Source organism: Pseudomonas sp. SDO5522_S412 (assembly GCF_054071215.1).
In genome coordinates this window covers 12,741-29,288 of record NZ_JBSVWQ010000003.1, presented here as the reverse complement: position 1 = coordinate 29,288, position 16,548 = coordinate 12,741, and the positions used below count along the sequence as shown (strand labels likewise).

The following is a 16,548-nucleotide window of genomic DNA, read 5'->3' as shown; positions in this document are numbered from 1 at the left end:
GCCCCCAAATCAGCCAACCCATTTCCAACTGAATAAATGCACTGCCTGGATTACGACTGCTGCGCAGCCGAGCGGGAGCAAGGTCCCTCGCCACAGTAAGCGGCATCACCATGATAGATAGCATTACGCCGCCGCCCGACCAACGCCAATTGCACCCGCCTTACACCTCTGCCACAATCGCGAATAATTCTCGTTAGTTTAAACTTTCCGATCGGTGTCGCCTTGTCGTCAATCCAAAGTCCCCACAGTGAGCTTGTTGGCGCGTTGTACCGCGACCATCGCAGCTGGCTGTTGGCGTGGCTGCGACGCAACGTGGCCTGCCCCAGCCGCGCCGAAGACCTCAGCCAGGACACCTTCATGCGCCTGCTGGGCCGTGAAGAACTGCGTGAACCCCGCGAGCCGCGGGCGTTTCTGGTGGCCATCGCCAAGGGCCTGCTGTTCGATTATTTCCGCCGCGCCGCGCTGGAACAGGCTTACCTCACCGAACTGATGCTGATCCCGGAAAGCGAGCACCCGTCCCCGGAAGAACAGCAACTGATCCTCGAAGACCTCAAGGCCATCGACCGCCTGCTGGGCAAACTCTCGAGCAAGGCCCGCGCGGCCTTCCTCTACAACCGCCTCGACGGCATGGGCCACGCCGAAATCGCCCAGCGCCTGGGGGTTTCCGTGCCGCGGGTGCGGCAATACCTGGCCCAGGGTATCCGCCAGTGCTACATCGCCCTGTATGGCGAGCCGCTGTGAGCCCGGTCAGTTCCAAGCCGGTGTCGGCGCGGGTGCTCGACGCGGCCATTGCCTGGCAACTGTCCCTCGGTTCGGGCGACGGCAGTGCCGTGGAGCAGGAAGAATTCGCCAAATGGCTGGCCAGCAACGAAGAACACGCCCGCGCCTGGCGCCAGTTGGGCATGCTCGATCAGCGTTTCAGTGTGGCCTCGGGCCCGGCCCGTGCGGCATTGCTGCAGTCGCGCGAAGGCATTCGCCGCCGCGTGCGCAAGCTCGGCAGCGGCCTGGCCAGTGTGGTGCTGGTGTGCGGCCTGGCATTGTTCGTCGGCCAGCGCTACGTGCCGCTCAACTATTGGCTGGCAGACCAGCGCACCGCCACCGGTGAACAGCGCACCCTGAAGCTGGCGGATGGCACCGTGATCAACCTCAACACCCACAGCGCCATTGACGTGCGCTTTGACGAGAAACGTCGGCTGATCGTATTGCAGGAAGGCGAGATCCTTGTCGAAACCGGCCACAACGACGCCCGTCCGTTTTTTGTTGAAACCCGCGAAGGCAGCCTGCGCGCCCTGGGCACGCGGTTTATCGTCAAGCGCGAGGAAGATGGCACCCGCCTCAGCGTGTTGCAGTCTGCCGTCGGCGCACAGCCTGAAGCGCTGCATCAAGAGCAGATCTTCAAGGAAGGCCAGCAAGTGCTGATGCGCCGCGACAGCCTCGGCCCGATGCTTGCCGTCAGCCCCGGCACCGACGCCTGGACGCGCGGCATGCTGGTGGTGGACAACGCGCGCCTTGGCGACGTGGTTGAGGAACTGAGCCGCTACCGCACCGGCTACCTGGGTGTGGATAAACAAGTGGCAGACTTGCGGATCACCGGCAGCTTCCCGCTGCACGACACCAACCTGGCACTGAACGCGCTGCTGCCGACCTTGCCGGTGCAGATTCAACAACACACGCCGTGGTGGGTGACGGTGGCGCCCAAGCCGTAGGCTCCTGTGGTGCATAGGCCATTGTCATCGCAGGCAAGCCAGCTCCCACAGGTGGAATGCGTTCCCCTGTGGGAGCTGACTTGCCTGCGATGAGGCCCTCAAAAACAGCACTCACCCACTAATCGAAATTATTTTCATCGAGCCCTATCACTTTTTGCATCTCGCTCGGCACATAGGCAATTGAGAAATATTTCCATTCAGGAGCCGCCCTATGTCCCGCACGCTAGACACCTTGTTGCGCCCCAGCCTGTTGGCCGTGGCCATTGCCCTCAGCGCCCCGCTGGCCAGCACCCAGTTGCTCGCCGCCGAACAAGCGTCCAGTGTGCGCGCCTACAATCTGCCGGCAGCGTCGCTGGCCACCACCCTGAACCAGATCGCCAGCCAGGCCGGTTTGGCGCTGACGCTGAACCCGGGGTTGGCAGCGGGCAAGACTTCCGCGCCGGTAAAAGGGCAATTCGATGCACAAGGCGCATTGCGTGAAGCGTTGCGCGGGACCGGGCTGCAACTGGAGCAAAGCAGTGCAGGCACGTTCAGCCTGGTAGCGATCCCGGATGGGGTCGTGGCATTGCCGGAGACCAGCATTACCGGCCAGGCCGACGCGGAAAGCGCATGGGGGCCGGTTGATGGTTACCTGGCGACCCGCACCGCTGCCGGCACCAAGACCGATACCGCACTGGTCGAAGCCCCGCGTTCGATCTCCGTCGCCACTCGCCAGCAAATGCAGGACCGCAACGTCCAGAACCTGGATGACGCCGTCAAATACATGCCCGGTATCGTGTCCGCCAGCTACGGCAGTGACACCCGCTACGACTGGATGCGTGTACGCGGCTTCGAACCCACCCAGTTCCTCGACGGATTGCCGCTGCCACGCGGCGTGTATGCCAACCCGAAAGCCGAAACCTGGAACCTCGACCGCCTTGCGCTGCTGCGTGGGCCGGCCTCGTCGGTCTACGGCCAGACGCCACCGGGTGGCCTGCTGGATATGGTCAGCCGCCGCCCCAGCGCTGAATCGAGCAATGCCATCCAGGTGCAGTACGGCAGCGACAACTACCGCCAGATCAACTTCGCCAGCACCGGCAAGATCGATGATGAAGGCCAGTTTCTCTACGGCCTCAGCGGTGTGGTGCGCGACGCCGGCACCCAGGTCGATCACATCGACAACAAGCGCTACAACATCGCGCCCAGCCTGACCTGGAATATTGATACCGACACCAAGCTGACGTTCCTGTCGCAGTTCACCCGCGACGATACCGGCGCCACCAGTCAGTTCCTGCCCATTGTCGGCACCAAGATCAAATCGCCGCTGGGGGACATCTCTCATCACAAGAACCTCGGCGACCCGGACTACGAGTACTACGACCGCACCTACTACGCGCTGGGCTACGCCTTCGAGCATCGCTTCAACGATACCTGGCAGTTCAAGCAGAACCTGCGTTACACCAAGTCGGAGCTGGCTTTCCAGCAACTGACCGTGGGTTCCTACGGTTACTCGACCATTGATGCCGAGGGCAATACCAGCCGCGGGTCGACCAACGTCGACGAAAACATCGGCCAGTTCGCCGTCGACAACAATTTCCAGGCTGACTTCGCCACCGGTGATATCACCCACACGCTGTTGCTCGGCCTGGATCACCAGCGCACCGACACCTCGTACCTGTCGATCTTCGGTGACGGCGGCACAGTCAACCTCTACAACCCCGTCAACACCAAGCCGGTGGTGCGTCCGGCGCGCTCCACCGCTTATTACGACTACAACCAGAAAACCATCCAGACTGGCCTTTACGCCCAGGACCAGATGGCCCTGGACAAGTGGCGCCTGACCCTCGGCGGGCGTGAAGACTGGGTGCACCAAGGCACCACCTACTTCAACAAAAACGATGCAACCAATACCGACCGCAGCAAGAACTTCAGTGGCAACGCCGCGCTGAGCTATGTGTTCGATTCGGGCTTCGTTCCGTACCTCTCCTACGCCGAATCGTTCCAGCCAGCGAGTAACGCCAGCGTCTCGCCAACCGAGTCGTACAAACCCACCGAGGGCAAGCAATGGGAGCTGGGGGTCAAGTACCAGCCACCCGGCTCAAATACCCTGCTGAGCGCCGCGGTGTACGACCTGACCCAAAAGAACGTGCTGGTTACCAGCTTCGGCGCCGGTGGCCAGTCGATCACCAACCAGACCGGCGAAGTGAAGGTCAAGGGCCTGGAATTGGAAGCCGTCTCTGACGTGACCGAGAACCTTAAGGTCATCGCTGCATACACCCTGGCCAAATCCGAAGTGCAAAAAGGCCAATACAAAGGCAACCGCCTGCAACTGATGCCAAACCAGCAAGCCTCACTGTGGACCGACTACACCTGGCACGCCGGTGTGCTCGACGGTTTCGGCATTGGCGCGGGTGCCCGCTACACCGGCAATACCTATGGCGACCAGGGCAACACCTGGCTGGGCAAGGCCAATGCCTACACCGTGTTCGATGCCTCCGTGCATTACGACCTCGGCCGCCTGGACAACAGCCTCAAGGGGGCTTCGGTGAAACTGAATGCCACCAACCTGTTCGACAAGGACTACATTTCCACCTGCGATGCTTCCTACTGCTACTACGGCGACCAACGCAGCGTCGTCGCCAGTGCCACCTACCAGTGGTAATCGGCTGAGTTAACAACCGGGCCGCCCCCGTGGGCGGCTTCGGTGTGTCTGAAGGCTAGAAAATGAAAAGCAAAACCATCCGCCGCTGGTCCTTCATCCACACCTGGACCAGCCTCGTCTGCACCGTATTCCTGCTGCTGCTCGCCCTCACCGGCCTGCCGTTGATCTTTCACCACGAGATCGACCACCTGCTGGGCAACGAACCCGAGCTGGCACAGATGCCCGCCGATACCCCACAGCTGAACCTCGAACAGCTTGTTGCCAAAGCCCAGGCCCATCGCCCCGGCGAAGCCATGCAATACCTGGCCTGGGACGAAGACGACAAGAACGGCGTGATCGCGATCATGGCCGCCACCGCCGGCACCGAACCCAATTCCTCCCACACCTTCATGCTCGACGCCCGCACCGGCGAGGCCGTGGAAACGCCTTCGGCCAACGGCGGGCTGACGATGTTCCTGCTGCGCCTGCACGTCGATATGTTCGCCGGGCTGCCGGGCAAGTTGCTGCTGGCGTTCATGGGCATTCTGTTTGTGCTGGCGATCATCTCCGGCACGGTGTTGTACCTGCCGTTCATGCGCCGGCTGAAATTCGCCACCGTGCGCCAGGACAAATCCACGCGCCTGCGCTGGCTCGACCTGCACAACCTGATCGGCGTGGTCACCCTGACCTGGGCGCTGGTAGTGGGCGTGACCGGCGTGATCAGCGCCTGCGCCGACCTGATCATCGCCGCGTGGCGCACCGACAGCCTCAGCGCAATGATCGAGCCTTACAAAAACGCCCCGCCGCTGACCCTGCGCGCCCCCGCCACCGACCTGCTGACGATTGCCGCCAAGGCCGCGCCCGGGATGGAGCCGGACTTTATCGCGTTCCCCGGCACGCGTTTCTCCAGCGAGCATCACTACGCGGTGTTCATGAAAGGCTGCACCCACCTGACTTCACACCTGCTGACGCCGGTATTGATCGACGCCAGCAACCTGCACGTCACCGCCATCGCCGAACGGCCGTGGTACATGGACGCCATGGGCATGTCCCAGCCGCTGCACTTCGGTGACTACGGCGGCATGCCGATGAAGATCCTGTGGGCGGTGCTGGATGTGCTGACCATCATCGTCCTGGGCAGTGGCGTGTACCTGTGGCTGGTGCGGCGCAAGGCGGCCAAGTCATGAAGCCGAGGCAATCGAGTTTCTGGAAGGTATTCGGCATTCCGCTGGCCATCGGGTTGTTGAGTGCTGCCGGATTGTTTGCGGCATTGCTGGGGGACGGCTTGTGGGATTCGCTGAGCTGGGTGGGGCTGGGCATTCCTGCCGCCATAGGTAGCTGGGCGTTGCTCAAGCGTTGAGATAGATTAGCGCTGCCCTTTTCCGAGGAATGCCCATGTCCACCCCCAACATGACGTTGTTCCACAACTCTGCCTCGCCGTTTGTGCGCAAAGTACGGGTGTTGTTGCACGAGACCGGTCAACTGGACCGCGTGACCTTGCACGCCTGCGTGCCGACGCCTGTCAAGCCTGACGCCGACGTGATCCAGGACAACGCGCTGGGCAAGATCCCCGCCCTGCGCCTGGCCGACGGCAATGCGCTGCACGACAGCCGGGTGATCCTCGATTACCTCGACTACCAACACACCGGGACTCCACTGATCCCCCGGAACGGCCCGGCCCGCTGGCGGCGCCTGACCCTGGCCTCGACCGCCGACGGCATCATGGATGCCGCCGTACTGGTGCGTTATGAAACCGCCATGCGCCCCGAGGAAAAACATTGGGACCTGTGGCTGGAAGGCCAGCGCGACAAGATCCGCCGCGCCCTCGACATGCTCGAACAGGACGCCATCGCCGAACTGGCCGGGCCGTTTGACGTGGCCGCGATCAGCGTGGCGTGTGCACTGGCTTACCTGGACTTCCGCCACCCGGACATGCAGTGGCGGTCGAGCCATCCGAAGCTGGCGGCGTGGTATGCCGAGGTGAGTCAGCGGCCGTCGATGCTCCAGACCCAGCCACCGGCCTAACCTGCTGCAAGGGTTCTTTTGTGGTGAGGGAGCTTGCTCCCGCTGGAGTGCGAAGCGCTCCCAAGATTTTTGGGGCCGCTGCGCAGCCCAGCGGGAGCAAGCTCCCTCGCCACAAAAAGCTCCCGGGCCAAAGGGAATAGCGCGTTAATCCTCACCACTAACTGCGCGCCCTCTTGCTGATCTTCCCGCAACCCCAACGACCTACTCATCACCCACCTCCTTGCGTTTGCCCACCCCATACCAATCCAGCTTGCGGGTCAGCACCATCACCGTGCCCAGCAACCCGAACAGCAGCAACGAGCCCATCAACAACGCGTAATCCTCGGCACTCAGCAACCCGTACAGCAAGCCATACAACGCCGCCAACCCTGCTGAAAACCCCAGGCCATGGGCGACACTGCGCAGCACATGGCAGACGTAAAACCCGATCAGAAACACACAGGCCGCCGCCGATATCAGGTACGCCGGGCCAAACCCGATGTGCTCGGACAATGACAACAACAGCAAATAGAAAAACGCCAGGGCAACCCCCACCAACGCGTACTGGATCGGGTGCACCGCCAGGCTCTTGAGCACCTCGAACAGGAAGAAACCGGCAAACGTCAGGGCAATGAACAGCAGCGCATATTTGATCGCCCGATCGCTCTTGAGGTACTGGTCCACCGGGTCGATAAAGCTTACGCCGAAGCTGCGGCTGTTGAAGTCGTCACAGCCGCGCTCGGCCAGGCAACCGCGCAGTGCTTCTTCCAGGTTGGTGGAAAAGAATGTGGTCTGCCAATTGGCGCTGAAGCCTTGGGCGGTAACCTCGCGCTGGGTCGGCAGGAAGTTGCCGATAAAGCTCGGGTGCGGCCAGTTGGACGCGAGCTTGACCTGGCTGGTCTTGCCCGCCGGCACCACTTGCAAATGCTCGGTGCCTTGCAGGCGCAGGTCAAAGGCGAAGTCAAAAGGTGACGGATTGTGGCTGTCCTGCTCGGGCAGCATCACGTGCACACCCTCCCCCAGCCAAGCCACTTGAGTGCCCGGGGAAAACGCCAGTTGCTGGCCGCCCAGCTCCAGCTTCAACGCATTTTCGATGCCGCGAATGTCGCTGATACCCACTGCCAGATACGCCGGCTCAAAGCGGTAATCGGCAAAGTTTTCCGTGATGCCCCACTGCTCCGGCAACACAAACCGCCCACTGATACGGCTGTCGGCGTGGAACAACCGCGCCTGGTAGATGCCCCGTGCGCGCACTTCGGTTTGCACCTGCCCGTCGAGGGCAAATTGCTCCGGCAGGAAATACAGATGACCACGCACCTCGCGGGTTTCTTCGTAGCGTTCGTTGAGCTTTTCATTGAGCTTCCACTCCCGGACGGTCTTGCGATAAGGCACCACCAGCACCGGGCCATTGAGGCGCTGGCTGTAGCTGGAACTGCGGGCGATATCCTGCAAGACGTCGTCGCGCAGTTGCTGACGGTCGGTAATCACCCCGTGGATCATCAGCAACGGAATCAACAACAGCACGATCAGCAGCGCGATGGCGCCCAATTTGAAAAGCAGATTGCGGTTCATGAAGCTCTCCCTGTTTTGATGGGGGAGAGTCTGGCGGGCGCTTAAGGGGGATTTATGAAGGGAATGTGGAGACTGTGTGGAGATGCAGTTTTACCTGCACGCCGCCGGGCACGTTGCCGATCTGCAGTGAGCCGCCGTGCAGCTTCATCACCTCTTCGACAAAATTCAGCCCAAGGCCGGTGCTCTTGCGCCCACTGGCCGGGCGCGGCAGGGAATAGAAGCGCTCGCTCAGGCGCGGCAACGCGTACTCGGGAATGGCGTCGGCCTGGTTGAACAGGGTGAATTCGATCCCGTCATCCAAGGCCTTGGCGCTGAACCGCAATGTGCCACCGGGCGGTGTGAAATCCAGCGCGTTTTCCAGCAGGTTACCCAGTGCCTGGCGCAGCAGGAACGGCTCGCCGTACACCTGCAGATCCGCGTCAATCGCCTGCTCGACCTGCAACCCGGCGCCTTCAATGCGCGCACATTGAGCCCTGAGCACTTCGTCCACCAGCGCCGCCAACGACAGGCTGGCCTGGTCCTCAAGGCCCTGGCGCTGCTCCACCTGCGCCAGGTTCAGCAGGCGCTCGATCAACTGCTGCAAGCGCGCACTTTCGCTGTCGATATTACTCACGAAACGCTGCTGCTGGTCACGGGACATGTCACCCTGCAACAGTTCCGCCGCACCACGAATCGCCGCCAGCGGGCTTTTCAATTCGTGGGTCAGGGTGTGCACATAACGTTCCACGTACGCCTTGCCTTCCAGCTGGGTGCGCATGTGTTCCACGGCGGTGGACAACTGCTCCAGTTCACCACCGCGATAGTGCGGCAACTCGGCACGCCGGCCTTCACTCACCGCCTGGGCGTACGCCGTCAGCCGGCGCAGTGCGACACTCAACCACCACGACAACAGCGCACCAAACAGCAAGCCCAGGGCGACCAGCCCGGCGCCGTACCACAGCAGCCGGTCTTCGGTGCGGTCCACATAGGGTTGCAGTGAACTGTTGGGCTTGGCCACAGTGACCACGCCGATGATCTGCCCGCTATCGCGGATCGGCGCGCCGACGTGCATCACCGATGAGGCAGGGTCGTTCAGTTCGCTGCGGGTCGAGCGCGCACCGTATTCGCCGCGCAGGGTCAGGTACACGTCATTCCACTTCGAGTAATCCTCGCCTACGGCCTCGCCGCTGGAGTCCAGCAGCACAATGCCCTTGGCGTCGGTGACGTAGATGCGGTGATTGACCTGGTTTTTCGGCAGGCCCCAGATATTCGCGCCGGGCTGACGCTCACCGTAGGCCTTGAGCAGTTCGGGCCAGTGGCTCTGGCCGAGGGTGCCGTTCTTCACATCGTCGCGCAGGATTTCCGCCAGCAGGTTGGCGGTGTCCACCAGGGTTTCTTCGGTGGACTGGCGCACGCCGGGGCGGATTTCCTTCATCACGGTGCTGAGTACGAAGTAGCCTGTCAGGCCGATAAACAATGCGTACACCAGGAAGAACCGGATCCCCAGGCGCATCAGCTGTTGCCCGGGCTGTAGCTGTAGCCAAGGCCGCGATGGGTCTGGATGGGCTCAGCCTCGGGCGCCACCGCGCGCAATTTGCTGCGCACGCTTTTGATATGGCTGTCGATATTGCGCTCGTAGCCTGCGTCCGCCGCCACGCCCACCGCATCCAGCAGTTGCTCGCGGCTGAACACCCGCTCGGGTTGCTCCAAAAGGCTGTGCAGCAGACGAAATTCATGGCGAGTGAGGCTCAGGGGCTGGCCGCGATAACTGATCTGCATGCGCTCCAGGTCCACCTGGAACACCGCCGGAGCAGCACCGGGGCCCACGCGCTTGAGAATGGCCCGTACCCGCGCTGCCACTTCCCGCGGGCTGAACGGCTTGACTACATAGTCGTCAGCGCCGATCTCAAGACCCACCACGCGGTCGATCTCACCGTCCCGGGCGCTGAGGAACATCACCGGTACTTCGCTGAAACGCCGCAGTTGCTTGCAGGTTTCGAAGCCGGTGATGTCCGGCAGGCCGATGTCGAGGATGACCAGGTCCGCCGGGGTTTGCCGCTGATGGGCCAGCGCCGCCTGGCCGAGGCTCAACCAGGTGGTGGTGAAGCCCTCGCCTTGCAGGGCGAAAATCAGCGTGTCGGCGATAGCCGCTTCGTCTTCGACAATCAGGATATGCGCCATGGTGTTCCGTCAGCAGTCCGGTTTGTCCGCAGTGTAACGGCGGGCCGGGTTTACCGCAGCGCCGAATTCACGCAGGGCCTTGGCGCCGATCAGCAGCGGGTAGTTGAAGCTGCTGCGGTCGGTGAGGTTGACCTCGACGGTGCGCTTGACGTTGCCCAGGCACATTTCCAGGTCGATCACCGGGCGCTTGGCCACGGTGGCTTCGTCCTTGTCGTCATCTTCGTCGGCGCGGCTCTTGATTTTGCTGATGCGCGAAACCTTGTGCTCGTACACCTTGTTGGTGGCGTCCTTGCCGCCGAGGCGGAAGCGTACCCAGTCGTCGCCATCACGGGTGAAGGTCTCGATGTCCCGGGCCGACAGCGAGGCGGTCAGCGCGCCGGTGTCCATCTTGGCCTTGAAGGTCTCACCGATTTCCGGCAGTTGGATGTATTCGTAGCGACCATAAAGGGTCGGCTCGGCGGCCATGACAGGCAAGGCCACCAGCGTTAGCAGGGCAAGGATGGATTTCACGTAGGAGGTTTCCTTGAAATAAGTGGGCCAATTCTAGACTGCAAATTCGCTGCTTAGTTAGATCACAGAGCATACCCAGCCCGCTGTGAAACATTCGTAAGCTTATTTGCGATTTGGTCTCCAGGCCCAAGCTGCTTATCATGGCGGGCCAAAAATGATTCCAAGAGTTACTTATGCGCCGCCTGCTCACCGGCTGTTTCGTCACATTGCTGCTGTTGCTCAACACCCTGGTGCTGTTCGGGCCGCTGATGGTGTTTGCCCTGCTCAAGCTGGTGGCCCCCGGTCGCTTTCGTGACTATGCCTCCTGGGCCGTCATGTGGATCGCCGAAACCTGGGCCGAGATCGACAAGCTGATCTTCGCCCTGTGCATCCCTACCCAATGGGACATTCGCGGCGGCGGCGACCTGCGGGGTGACACTTCTTACCTGGTGATCAGCAACCATCAATCCTGGGTCGACATCCCCGCACTGATCCAGGCCCTCAACCGGCGCACGCCGTTCTTCAAGTTCTTCCTGAAAAAGGAACTGATCTGGGTACCCTTCCTGGGCCTGGCCTGGTGGGCGCTGGATTACCCGTTCATGAAGCGCTACAGCAAGGCATTCCTGGCCAAACACCCGGAACTGGCAGGCCAGGACCTGAAGATCACCAAAGAGGCCTGCGAGTTGTTCAAGCGCCAGCCGGTCACCGTGGTGAATTACCTGGAAGGCACGCGGTTCACCCCGGCCAAGCGCAAACAGCAGGCTTCACCCTTCGAGCGCCTGCTCAAGCCCAAGGCGGGTGGCGTGGCGTTCGTGCTCGCTGCGTTGGGTGAACAGCTGGATGCGGTGCTCGACGTCACCGTGGTTTATCCACAGGAAAACATTCCCGGCTTCTGGGACTTGATCAGTGGCGCAGTGCCGAAGGTGATCGTGGATATCCGTACCCGAGAGCTGGATCCGGCGTTGTGGCAGGGGGATTACGAGAACGATCCGGCGTTTCGCCAGACCGTCCAGAACTGGGTCAACCAGCTCTGGATGGAGAAGGATGCGCGCATCGCCCAACTGCGCGCGGAGCGGCCTTAGCCGCCAGTGCCCCAGGCCGAAGCCAGTTTGCCCAGCACCGATTCGCTGGCGCCCTGGCCGCCCAGGTATTTCAGGATAACCGGCGCAAACTGGCCAACCATTCCACTGTCCATGCCCAGCGCGCTGAACGCGGTGTTCAGGTCGTTGGTGTTCTTCACGTTACCCAACACGCCGTCCAGGCCCGAGGTCTTGCTGCCGCCGCTCTGGCCGAGCATGCCGCTCAGGGCGCCGAGGCTGCCCAGGGAGTTGCTGCCGGAGAGCTTGTCCAGGCCCGGTACGCTTTTGGTCAGTTGCGAGTAATCACCGCCGCCCAATTTATTCTTGGCCAGGCCCAGCATTGCGCCGGTACCACCAACGGCCTGCTCAGGGGTCACGTTCAATTGCGAGGTCAGTGCCTGCAGCAGACCAGCGGTCTGTGAAGTGGGTGCAGCCGCTGCTGCCTTGTCGCCACCTTGTGCACCGGACACGGCATTGGCCACGTCGCCGAGGCTGAAACCTGCCGCAAATACCGGGCTGGCCGCCACGGTCAACAGGCAGGACAGGGCAAAACCGCGTGAAATCTTCATCAAGACAACCTCTGAAAGTAAGCGCAAAAAGCAGGAGTTTGACTGGGTACGCCGAAGGATTGTTCCCTCCCTGCAGATTAGTTCAGAAAACCACTGCATCCGATGCGCCTTGCGCTGCGTATATCCACCACGAGCCGCACGGAGGTAGATGGAATGAATGCCCAAGCTGGACTAACCTCAGCCTGCCCTCTTTACCGTGCGCCGTCCCATCGCCCTGTTGCAAGCGCCTGGAGAAGCCCTATTTCGACCCACGATGCAGATCAGCTACGGCAATTGCTGGCCCAGTGTTCACTGGGTAATCGCCAGGCGTTCGAAACGCTCTATCGCAGCGTTTCCCCGCGTTTGCATGGTGTTGCCTTGCGTTTCATGGGTCGCAAGGATCTGGCCGAGGAGGTGTTGCAGGAAAGCTTCGTGCGCATCTGGTACAACGCCTCACGCTATGAGGCCCATCTGTCGGCGCCCATGACCTGGATGGTCAATATCACCCGCAACCTGGCGATCGACCAGTTGCGCAAACACCGCGAACAACCCTTGAACGAAGGCCAGGAGGACGCCACGGCCGACGAAAGCCCCAGCGCCCATGAACAGCTCGACAGCGAGCGTGAAGCCCTCGCCCTGAACCGCTGCCTCGACAGCCTCGAAGGCATGCAGCGTCAATCGATCACCGTGGCTTACTTCCAGGGCTTGTCGTGCTCGGAATTGGCCGAACATCTGGCCGCGCCCCTGGGCTCGGTCAAATCCTGGATTCGCCGCGGCATGGAGCGCTTGCGCAGGTGCCTTGAATCATGAACTACCAGACCACCGCCCTGCGCCGCGCCCTGGCGGCTGACTACGCCATCGGGCTGATGCCTGCCACCGCCCGCCGGCGCTTTGAAGCGCTGCTGCGGGATGACGCGGCGCTGCGCGTCGAACTCGGGCACTGGCAGGATGCCCTCGCCAGCCTCACCGGGCCGCTGCCTGAACGGCCGGTGCCGGACCACGTATGGGAAGGGATCAAGGCGCGCATTGAGCCGGAAGTGCTGCATATGCCGGCGAAGAAACCGTTCTGGATGAACCTGCGCTTGCTGGTAGCGGCGTGCGGGGTGGTGATCGCGGTATTGGTGGGTGTGTTGTACCAGCGCGATCTTGGGGTGGAGTACAACGCCACGCTGGTGGCGGCTGATCAGCAGCCGGCGCTGAAGATCCAGGCCTACGCGGATCACCTGCAAGTGGAACCGCTGACCCTGGCGGCCGTGGAGCCGGCCCGCGCGTTGGAACTGTGGGCAATCCCGGCAGGCGGCAAACCCATCTCCCTGGGGTTGTTGCCGGTGTCGGGTAACGGCCGAATCCAGTTGAGCAAAGAACACCAGGCGCTGCTGACGGCGCCGCTGACCCTGGCAGTGAGCCTTGAGCCTCAGGGGGGCTCGCCGACCGGACAACCCACCGGGCCGGTGCTGTATCAGGGCCAATTGGCATCACTCTGATCCGAGGCTCAATACGACGGATGAGGAACCGATCGCCGTTAACCGGGTCCATTAAAGACTACAAAACATGTCAGGAAGAGCCTAATGACTGCGATCAACCCCCAAGTGATTGAGCACAAGCCTTCATTCTGGAACCGCCCACGCCTGTTCGTCGGCGCCTGTTTGGTGATAGTGGCAGGCGTCGGCGGCGCCCTCTACACCCAGGACAGCGTCAAGGCTGCCGCGCTGCTGGTGAACACCACCCAGCAACCGGCCACGCAGATCGTGGCCCACAAGGATTACCTCGAAGTGCAGCCGATTGCCGCCACGGCACCGGCCCCGGACCAAAGCCTGGAACTGTGGGCTGTCCCGGCTGACGGTACGCCGGTGTCACTGGGCCTGTTGCCGGAAGACGGCAAAGGCATTATCGGCATCAACCCTCGCCAGCAGGAGTCGATCAGCAAGCCGGTGACATTGATGGTCAGCTCGGAAACCAAGGGCGGCTCGGTGAGCAAGCAGCCGACGGGGCCAACGGTGTATCAGGGGGCTTTGGCGATTCGCTGATTCTCCCACCCAACCGCAGATGCAAAAAAGGCGACCCTGAGGTCGCCTTTTTATTTGCCCGCGATTTAAGCCGCGCTGAACAACTTGTGCGGATCAATCACAAACTTCTTCGGCACGCCCGCATCGAACTCGCCGTACCCGCGTGGCGCGTCATCCAGGCTGATGACTTCCACACCGACGATGTCGGCAATGTTGATACGGTCCCACATGATCGCCTGCATCAACTGGCGGTTGTACTTCATCACTGGGGTTTGCCCGGTGTGGAAGCTGTGGGACTTGGCCCAGCCCAGGCCGAAACGAATGCTCAGGCTGCCCATTTTTGCAGCGGCATCCACGGCACCCGGGTCTTCGGTGACGTACAGGCCCGGAATACCGATTTTGCCAGCCACCCGCACCACGCCCATCAACGAGTTGAGCACGGTGGCCGGAGCCTCTGCCTTGGCCCCTTCATGACCATGGCCACGCGCTTCGAAACCCACGGCATCGACGGCGCAATCCACTTCCGGCTCGCCCAGCAACGCAGCGATCTGTTCGTGCAGCGGGGTGTCTTTCGACAGGTCGGCAATTTCAAAACCCTGGGCCTTGGCGTGGGCCAGGCGGATCGGGTTGACGTCACCGATGATCACCACCGCAGCGCCCAGCAGGCGAGCGGAAGCGGCAGCCGCCAGGCCTACCGGACCGGCACCGGCGATGTAGACCGTGCTGCCCGGGCCAACGCCTGCGGTGACTGCGCCGTGGTAGCCAGTGGGCAGGATGTCGGAGAGGCAAGTCAGGTCGCGGATTTTCTCCATGGCCTTGTCGCGGTCCGGCAGTTTCAACAGGTTGAAGTCGGCGTAAGGCACCAGCACGTATTCGGCCTGGCCGCCAGTCCAGTCGCCCATGTCGACATAGCCGTAGGCGCCACCGGCACGGGCCGGGTTGACGGTCAGGCACACGCCGGTGTGCTGCTCTTTGCAGGAACGGCAACGGCCGCATGCGACGTTGAACGGCACCGACACCAGGTCGCCGATCTTCAGGTTCTCGACGTCGCTGCCCTTCTCGATCACTTCGCCGGTGATTTCGTGGCCCAAGACCAGGCCGGTCTGGGCAGTGGTGCGGCCGCGCACCATGTGTTGGTCGGAGCCGCAGATGTTGGTGGAGACCACGCGCAGGATGACGCCGTGCTCAATCTTCCTGCCACGGGGGTCCTGCATTTTGGGATAGTCGATTTTCTGTACTTCGACCTTGCCGTTGCCGAGATACACGACACCACGATTACCAGACATGCTTTCACCTCGCTGTTGTTTTTATGGAACCGCGTTGCCCAGGCAGGCAGCGCGTTTAAGTGCTCGGGTACAGATGCTGTTTTTGCGTTGTTAGTAAGGGCCTCTTCGCGAGCAAGCCCGCTCCCACAGTTGACCGAGTCCTACCTTTGAAATGCGGTCGAATGTGGGAGCGGGCTTGCTCGCGAAGGCGTCCATCAGAGCACCACTGTCCGATTGGCGTTCAAGAACACCCGCCGCTCAATGTGATACCCCACGGCCCGGGCCAGGGTCAGGCCTTCGATATCCCGTCCCTTGGCAATCAAATCTTCCGGATAGTGACTGTGGTCCACCACCTCCACGCCCTGGGCGATGATCGGGCCTTCGTCCAAATCGTTATTGATGTAATGCGCAGTAGCGCCCACCAGTTTCACCCCCTTGTTGTAAGCCTGGTGATACGGCTTGGCACCCTTGAAACCGGGCAGCAGGGAGTGGTGGATGTTGATGGCTTTACCGTCAAGCTTGCGGCACAGCTCCGGCGACAGCACTTGCATGTAGCGCGCAAGGATCACCAGCTCGGCGCCGGACTCTTCGATCACCTGCCACACCTGGCGCTCCTGCGACGGCTTGTCGTTGGGGTCCAGGGGAAAGTGGTAATAGGGAATCTGGTGCCAGTCGGCCAGGGGCTTGAGGTCGGGGTGGTTGGAGACCACGGCGACCACGTCCATGGACAGTTGGCCGATGCGCTGGCGGTAGAGCAAATCGTTGAGGCAGTGATCGGCCTTGGAGACCATGATCACCACTTTCGGCCGGTAGTTCGGCGCGGTCAGTTCGAAGATCATGCCGAAGGCTTCGCCACGGGTGGCCAGGCCATCGCGGAAGGCTTGTTCGTCGAAACCATCGGGCTGGCGGAACTCCACGCGGATGAAGAACCGGCCCGAGAGCCGGTCATCGAAGGAGTGGTGCTCAGTGACGTAGCAGCCCTGCTCGAACAGGTAGCGAGTGACCGCGTCCACCGTGCCGAGCACGCTGGGGCAGTCGGCGGTCAAAATCCATGTATCGGGTACGCGGCTCATTATTCGTGACTCCTTGATCGTTCCCA

At 61.9% G+C, this 16,548-nt stretch carries 17 protein-coding genes; 10 read left to right on the top strand and 7 right to left on the bottom strand.

The window, feature by feature from the left end:
- Nucleotides 1-222 precede the first annotated feature (222 nt).
- From ACW9I6_RS01560 to ACW9I6_RS01535, 6 genes are all read left to right on the top strand, one after another.
- Nucleotides 223-741: an RNA polymerase sigma factor gene (locus ACW9I6_RS01560; protein ID WP_010167452.1), complete on the top strand. Its 519-nt coding sequence runs from the start codon at nucleotides 223-225 to the stop codon at nucleotides 739-741.
- The gene (locus ACW9I6_RS01555; RefSeq protein ID WP_457338771.1) at nucleotides 738-1,706 is read left to right on the top strand and encodes a FecR domain-containing protein; all 969 of its coding nucleotides are present in this window, start codon (nucleotides 738-740) and stop codon (nucleotides 1,704-1,706) included. Before ACW9I6_RS01560 ends, ACW9I6_RS01555 begins: the two co-directional genes overlap by 4 nt.
- A 211-nt stretch (nucleotides 1,707-1,917) precedes the next feature.
- A complete protein-coding gene (locus tag ACW9I6_RS01550; protein WP_134327433.1) occupies nucleotides 1,918-4,347 on the top strand; it encodes a TonB-dependent siderophore receptor in 2,430 nt (809 codons plus the stop codon).
- A 62-nt stretch (nucleotides 4,348-4,409) separates the two neighbouring features.
- Complete coding sequence (locus ACW9I6_RS01545) at nucleotides 4,410-5,513, top strand: PepSY-associated TM helix domain-containing protein (protein WP_457338770.1); 1,104 nt, start codon at nucleotides 4,410-4,412, stop codon at nucleotides 5,511-5,513.
- Nucleotides 5,510-5,686 carry a hypothetical protein gene (locus ACW9I6_RS01540; RefSeq protein WP_003209216.1) on the top strand — a complete coding sequence of 59 codons (177 nt, stop codon included), beginning with the start codon at nucleotides 5,510-5,512 and terminating at the stop codon, nucleotides 5,684-5,686. The genes ACW9I6_RS01545 and ACW9I6_RS01540 overlap by 4 nt, the downstream gene beginning before the upstream one ends.
- Nucleotides 5,687-5,721: 35 nt before the next feature.
- Nucleotides 5,722-6,351 (top strand): glutathione S-transferase, encoded by a 630-nt coding sequence (locus tag ACW9I6_RS01535; RefSeq protein WP_457338769.1) that lies wholly within the window; start codon nucleotides 5,722-5,724, stop codon nucleotides 6,349-6,351.
- Nucleotides 6,352-6,552: 201 nt separating this feature from the next.
- On the opposite strand, the gene creD is transcribed toward ACW9I6_RS01535, so the two are convergent.
- From creD to rloA2, 4 genes are read right to left on the bottom strand one after another with little or no spacing between them, the layout of a single operon-like run.
- Complete coding sequence (gene creD / locus ACW9I6_RS01530; protein ID WP_457338768.1) at nucleotides 6,553-7,902, bottom strand: cell envelope integrity protein CreD; 1,350 nt, start codon at nucleotides 7,900-7,902, stop codon at nucleotides 6,553-6,555.
- Nucleotides 7,903-7,954: 52 nt separating this feature from the next.
- Complete coding sequence (gene creC / locus ACW9I6_RS01525; RefSeq protein ID WP_457338767.1) at nucleotides 7,955-9,394, bottom strand: two-component system sensor histidine kinase CreC; 1,440 nt, start codon at nucleotides 9,392-9,394, stop codon at nucleotides 7,955-7,957.
- A complete protein-coding gene (creB, locus tag ACW9I6_RS01520; protein WP_003209207.1) occupies nucleotides 9,394-10,062 on the bottom strand; it encodes a two-component system response regulator CreB in 669 nt (222 codons plus the stop codon). Before creB ends, creC begins: the two co-directional genes overlap by 1 nt.
- A gap of 9 nt (nucleotides 10,063-10,071) precedes the next feature.
- A complete protein-coding gene (rloA2, locus tag ACW9I6_RS01515; protein ID WP_003209205.1) occupies nucleotides 10,072-10,572 on the bottom strand; it encodes a retropepsin-like aspartic peptidase RloA2 in 501 nt (166 codons plus the stop codon).
- Nucleotides 10,573-10,745: 173 nt separating this feature from the next.
- Here rloA2 and ACW9I6_RS01510 point away from each other — a divergent pair, with 173 nt between their 5' ends.
- Nucleotides 10,746-11,633, top strand: a complete 888-nt coding sequence (locus tag ACW9I6_RS01510; RefSeq protein WP_003209204.1) for an acyltransferase — start codon at nucleotides 10,746-10,748, stop codon at nucleotides 11,631-11,633.
- Here the strand turns inward: ACW9I6_RS01510 and ACW9I6_RS01505 are convergent.
- Entirely contained in the window at nucleotides 11,630-12,199 is a 570-nt protein-coding gene (locus tag ACW9I6_RS01505) for a DUF2780 domain-containing protein (RefSeq protein WP_003209203.1), read from the bottom strand. The two genes, ACW9I6_RS01510 and ACW9I6_RS01505, sit on opposite strands and share 4 nt — an antisense overlap.
- A gap of 153 nt (nucleotides 12,200-12,352) precedes the next feature.
- Here ACW9I6_RS01505 and ACW9I6_RS01500 point away from each other — a divergent pair, with 153 nt between their 5' ends.
- From ACW9I6_RS01500 to ACW9I6_RS01490, 3 genes are all read left to right on the top strand, one after another.
- Nucleotides 12,353-12,988: a sigma-70 family RNA polymerase sigma factor gene (locus ACW9I6_RS01500; RefSeq protein WP_173882993.1), complete on the top strand. Its 636-nt coding sequence runs from the start codon at nucleotides 12,353-12,355 to the stop codon at nucleotides 12,986-12,988.
- Nucleotides 12,985-13,662 carry an anti-sigma factor gene (locus tag ACW9I6_RS01495; RefSeq protein WP_102604382.1) on the top strand — a complete coding sequence of 226 codons (678 nt, stop codon included), beginning with the start codon at nucleotides 12,985-12,987 and terminating at the stop codon, nucleotides 13,660-13,662. Before ACW9I6_RS01500 ends, ACW9I6_RS01495 begins: the two co-directional genes overlap by 4 nt.
- A gap of 84 nt (nucleotides 13,663-13,746) precedes the next feature.
- Nucleotides 13,747-14,205: an anti-sigma factor domain-containing protein gene (locus ACW9I6_RS01490; RefSeq protein ID WP_003209196.1), complete on the top strand. Its 459-nt coding sequence runs from the start codon at nucleotides 13,747-13,749 to the stop codon at nucleotides 14,203-14,205.
- A gap of 65 nt (nucleotides 14,206-14,270) precedes the next feature.
- Here the strand turns inward: ACW9I6_RS01490 and fdhA are convergent, their stop codons facing one another.
- Together fdhA and purU are read right to left on the bottom strand one after the other, a co-directional pair.
- Nucleotides 14,271-15,470: a formaldehyde dehydrogenase, glutathione-independent gene (gene fdhA / locus ACW9I6_RS01485; RefSeq protein WP_003209194.1), complete on the bottom strand. Its 1,200-nt coding sequence runs from the start codon at nucleotides 15,468-15,470 to the stop codon at nucleotides 14,271-14,273.
- 194 nt (nucleotides 15,471-15,664) lie between these two features.
- On the bottom strand, nucleotides 15,665-16,522 hold the full coding sequence (gene purU / locus ACW9I6_RS01480) for a formyltetrahydrofolate deformylase (RefSeq protein ID WP_003209192.1): 858 nt from the start codon (nucleotides 16,520-16,522) through the stop codon (nucleotides 15,665-15,667).
- Nucleotides 16,523-16,548 lie beyond the last annotated feature (26 nt).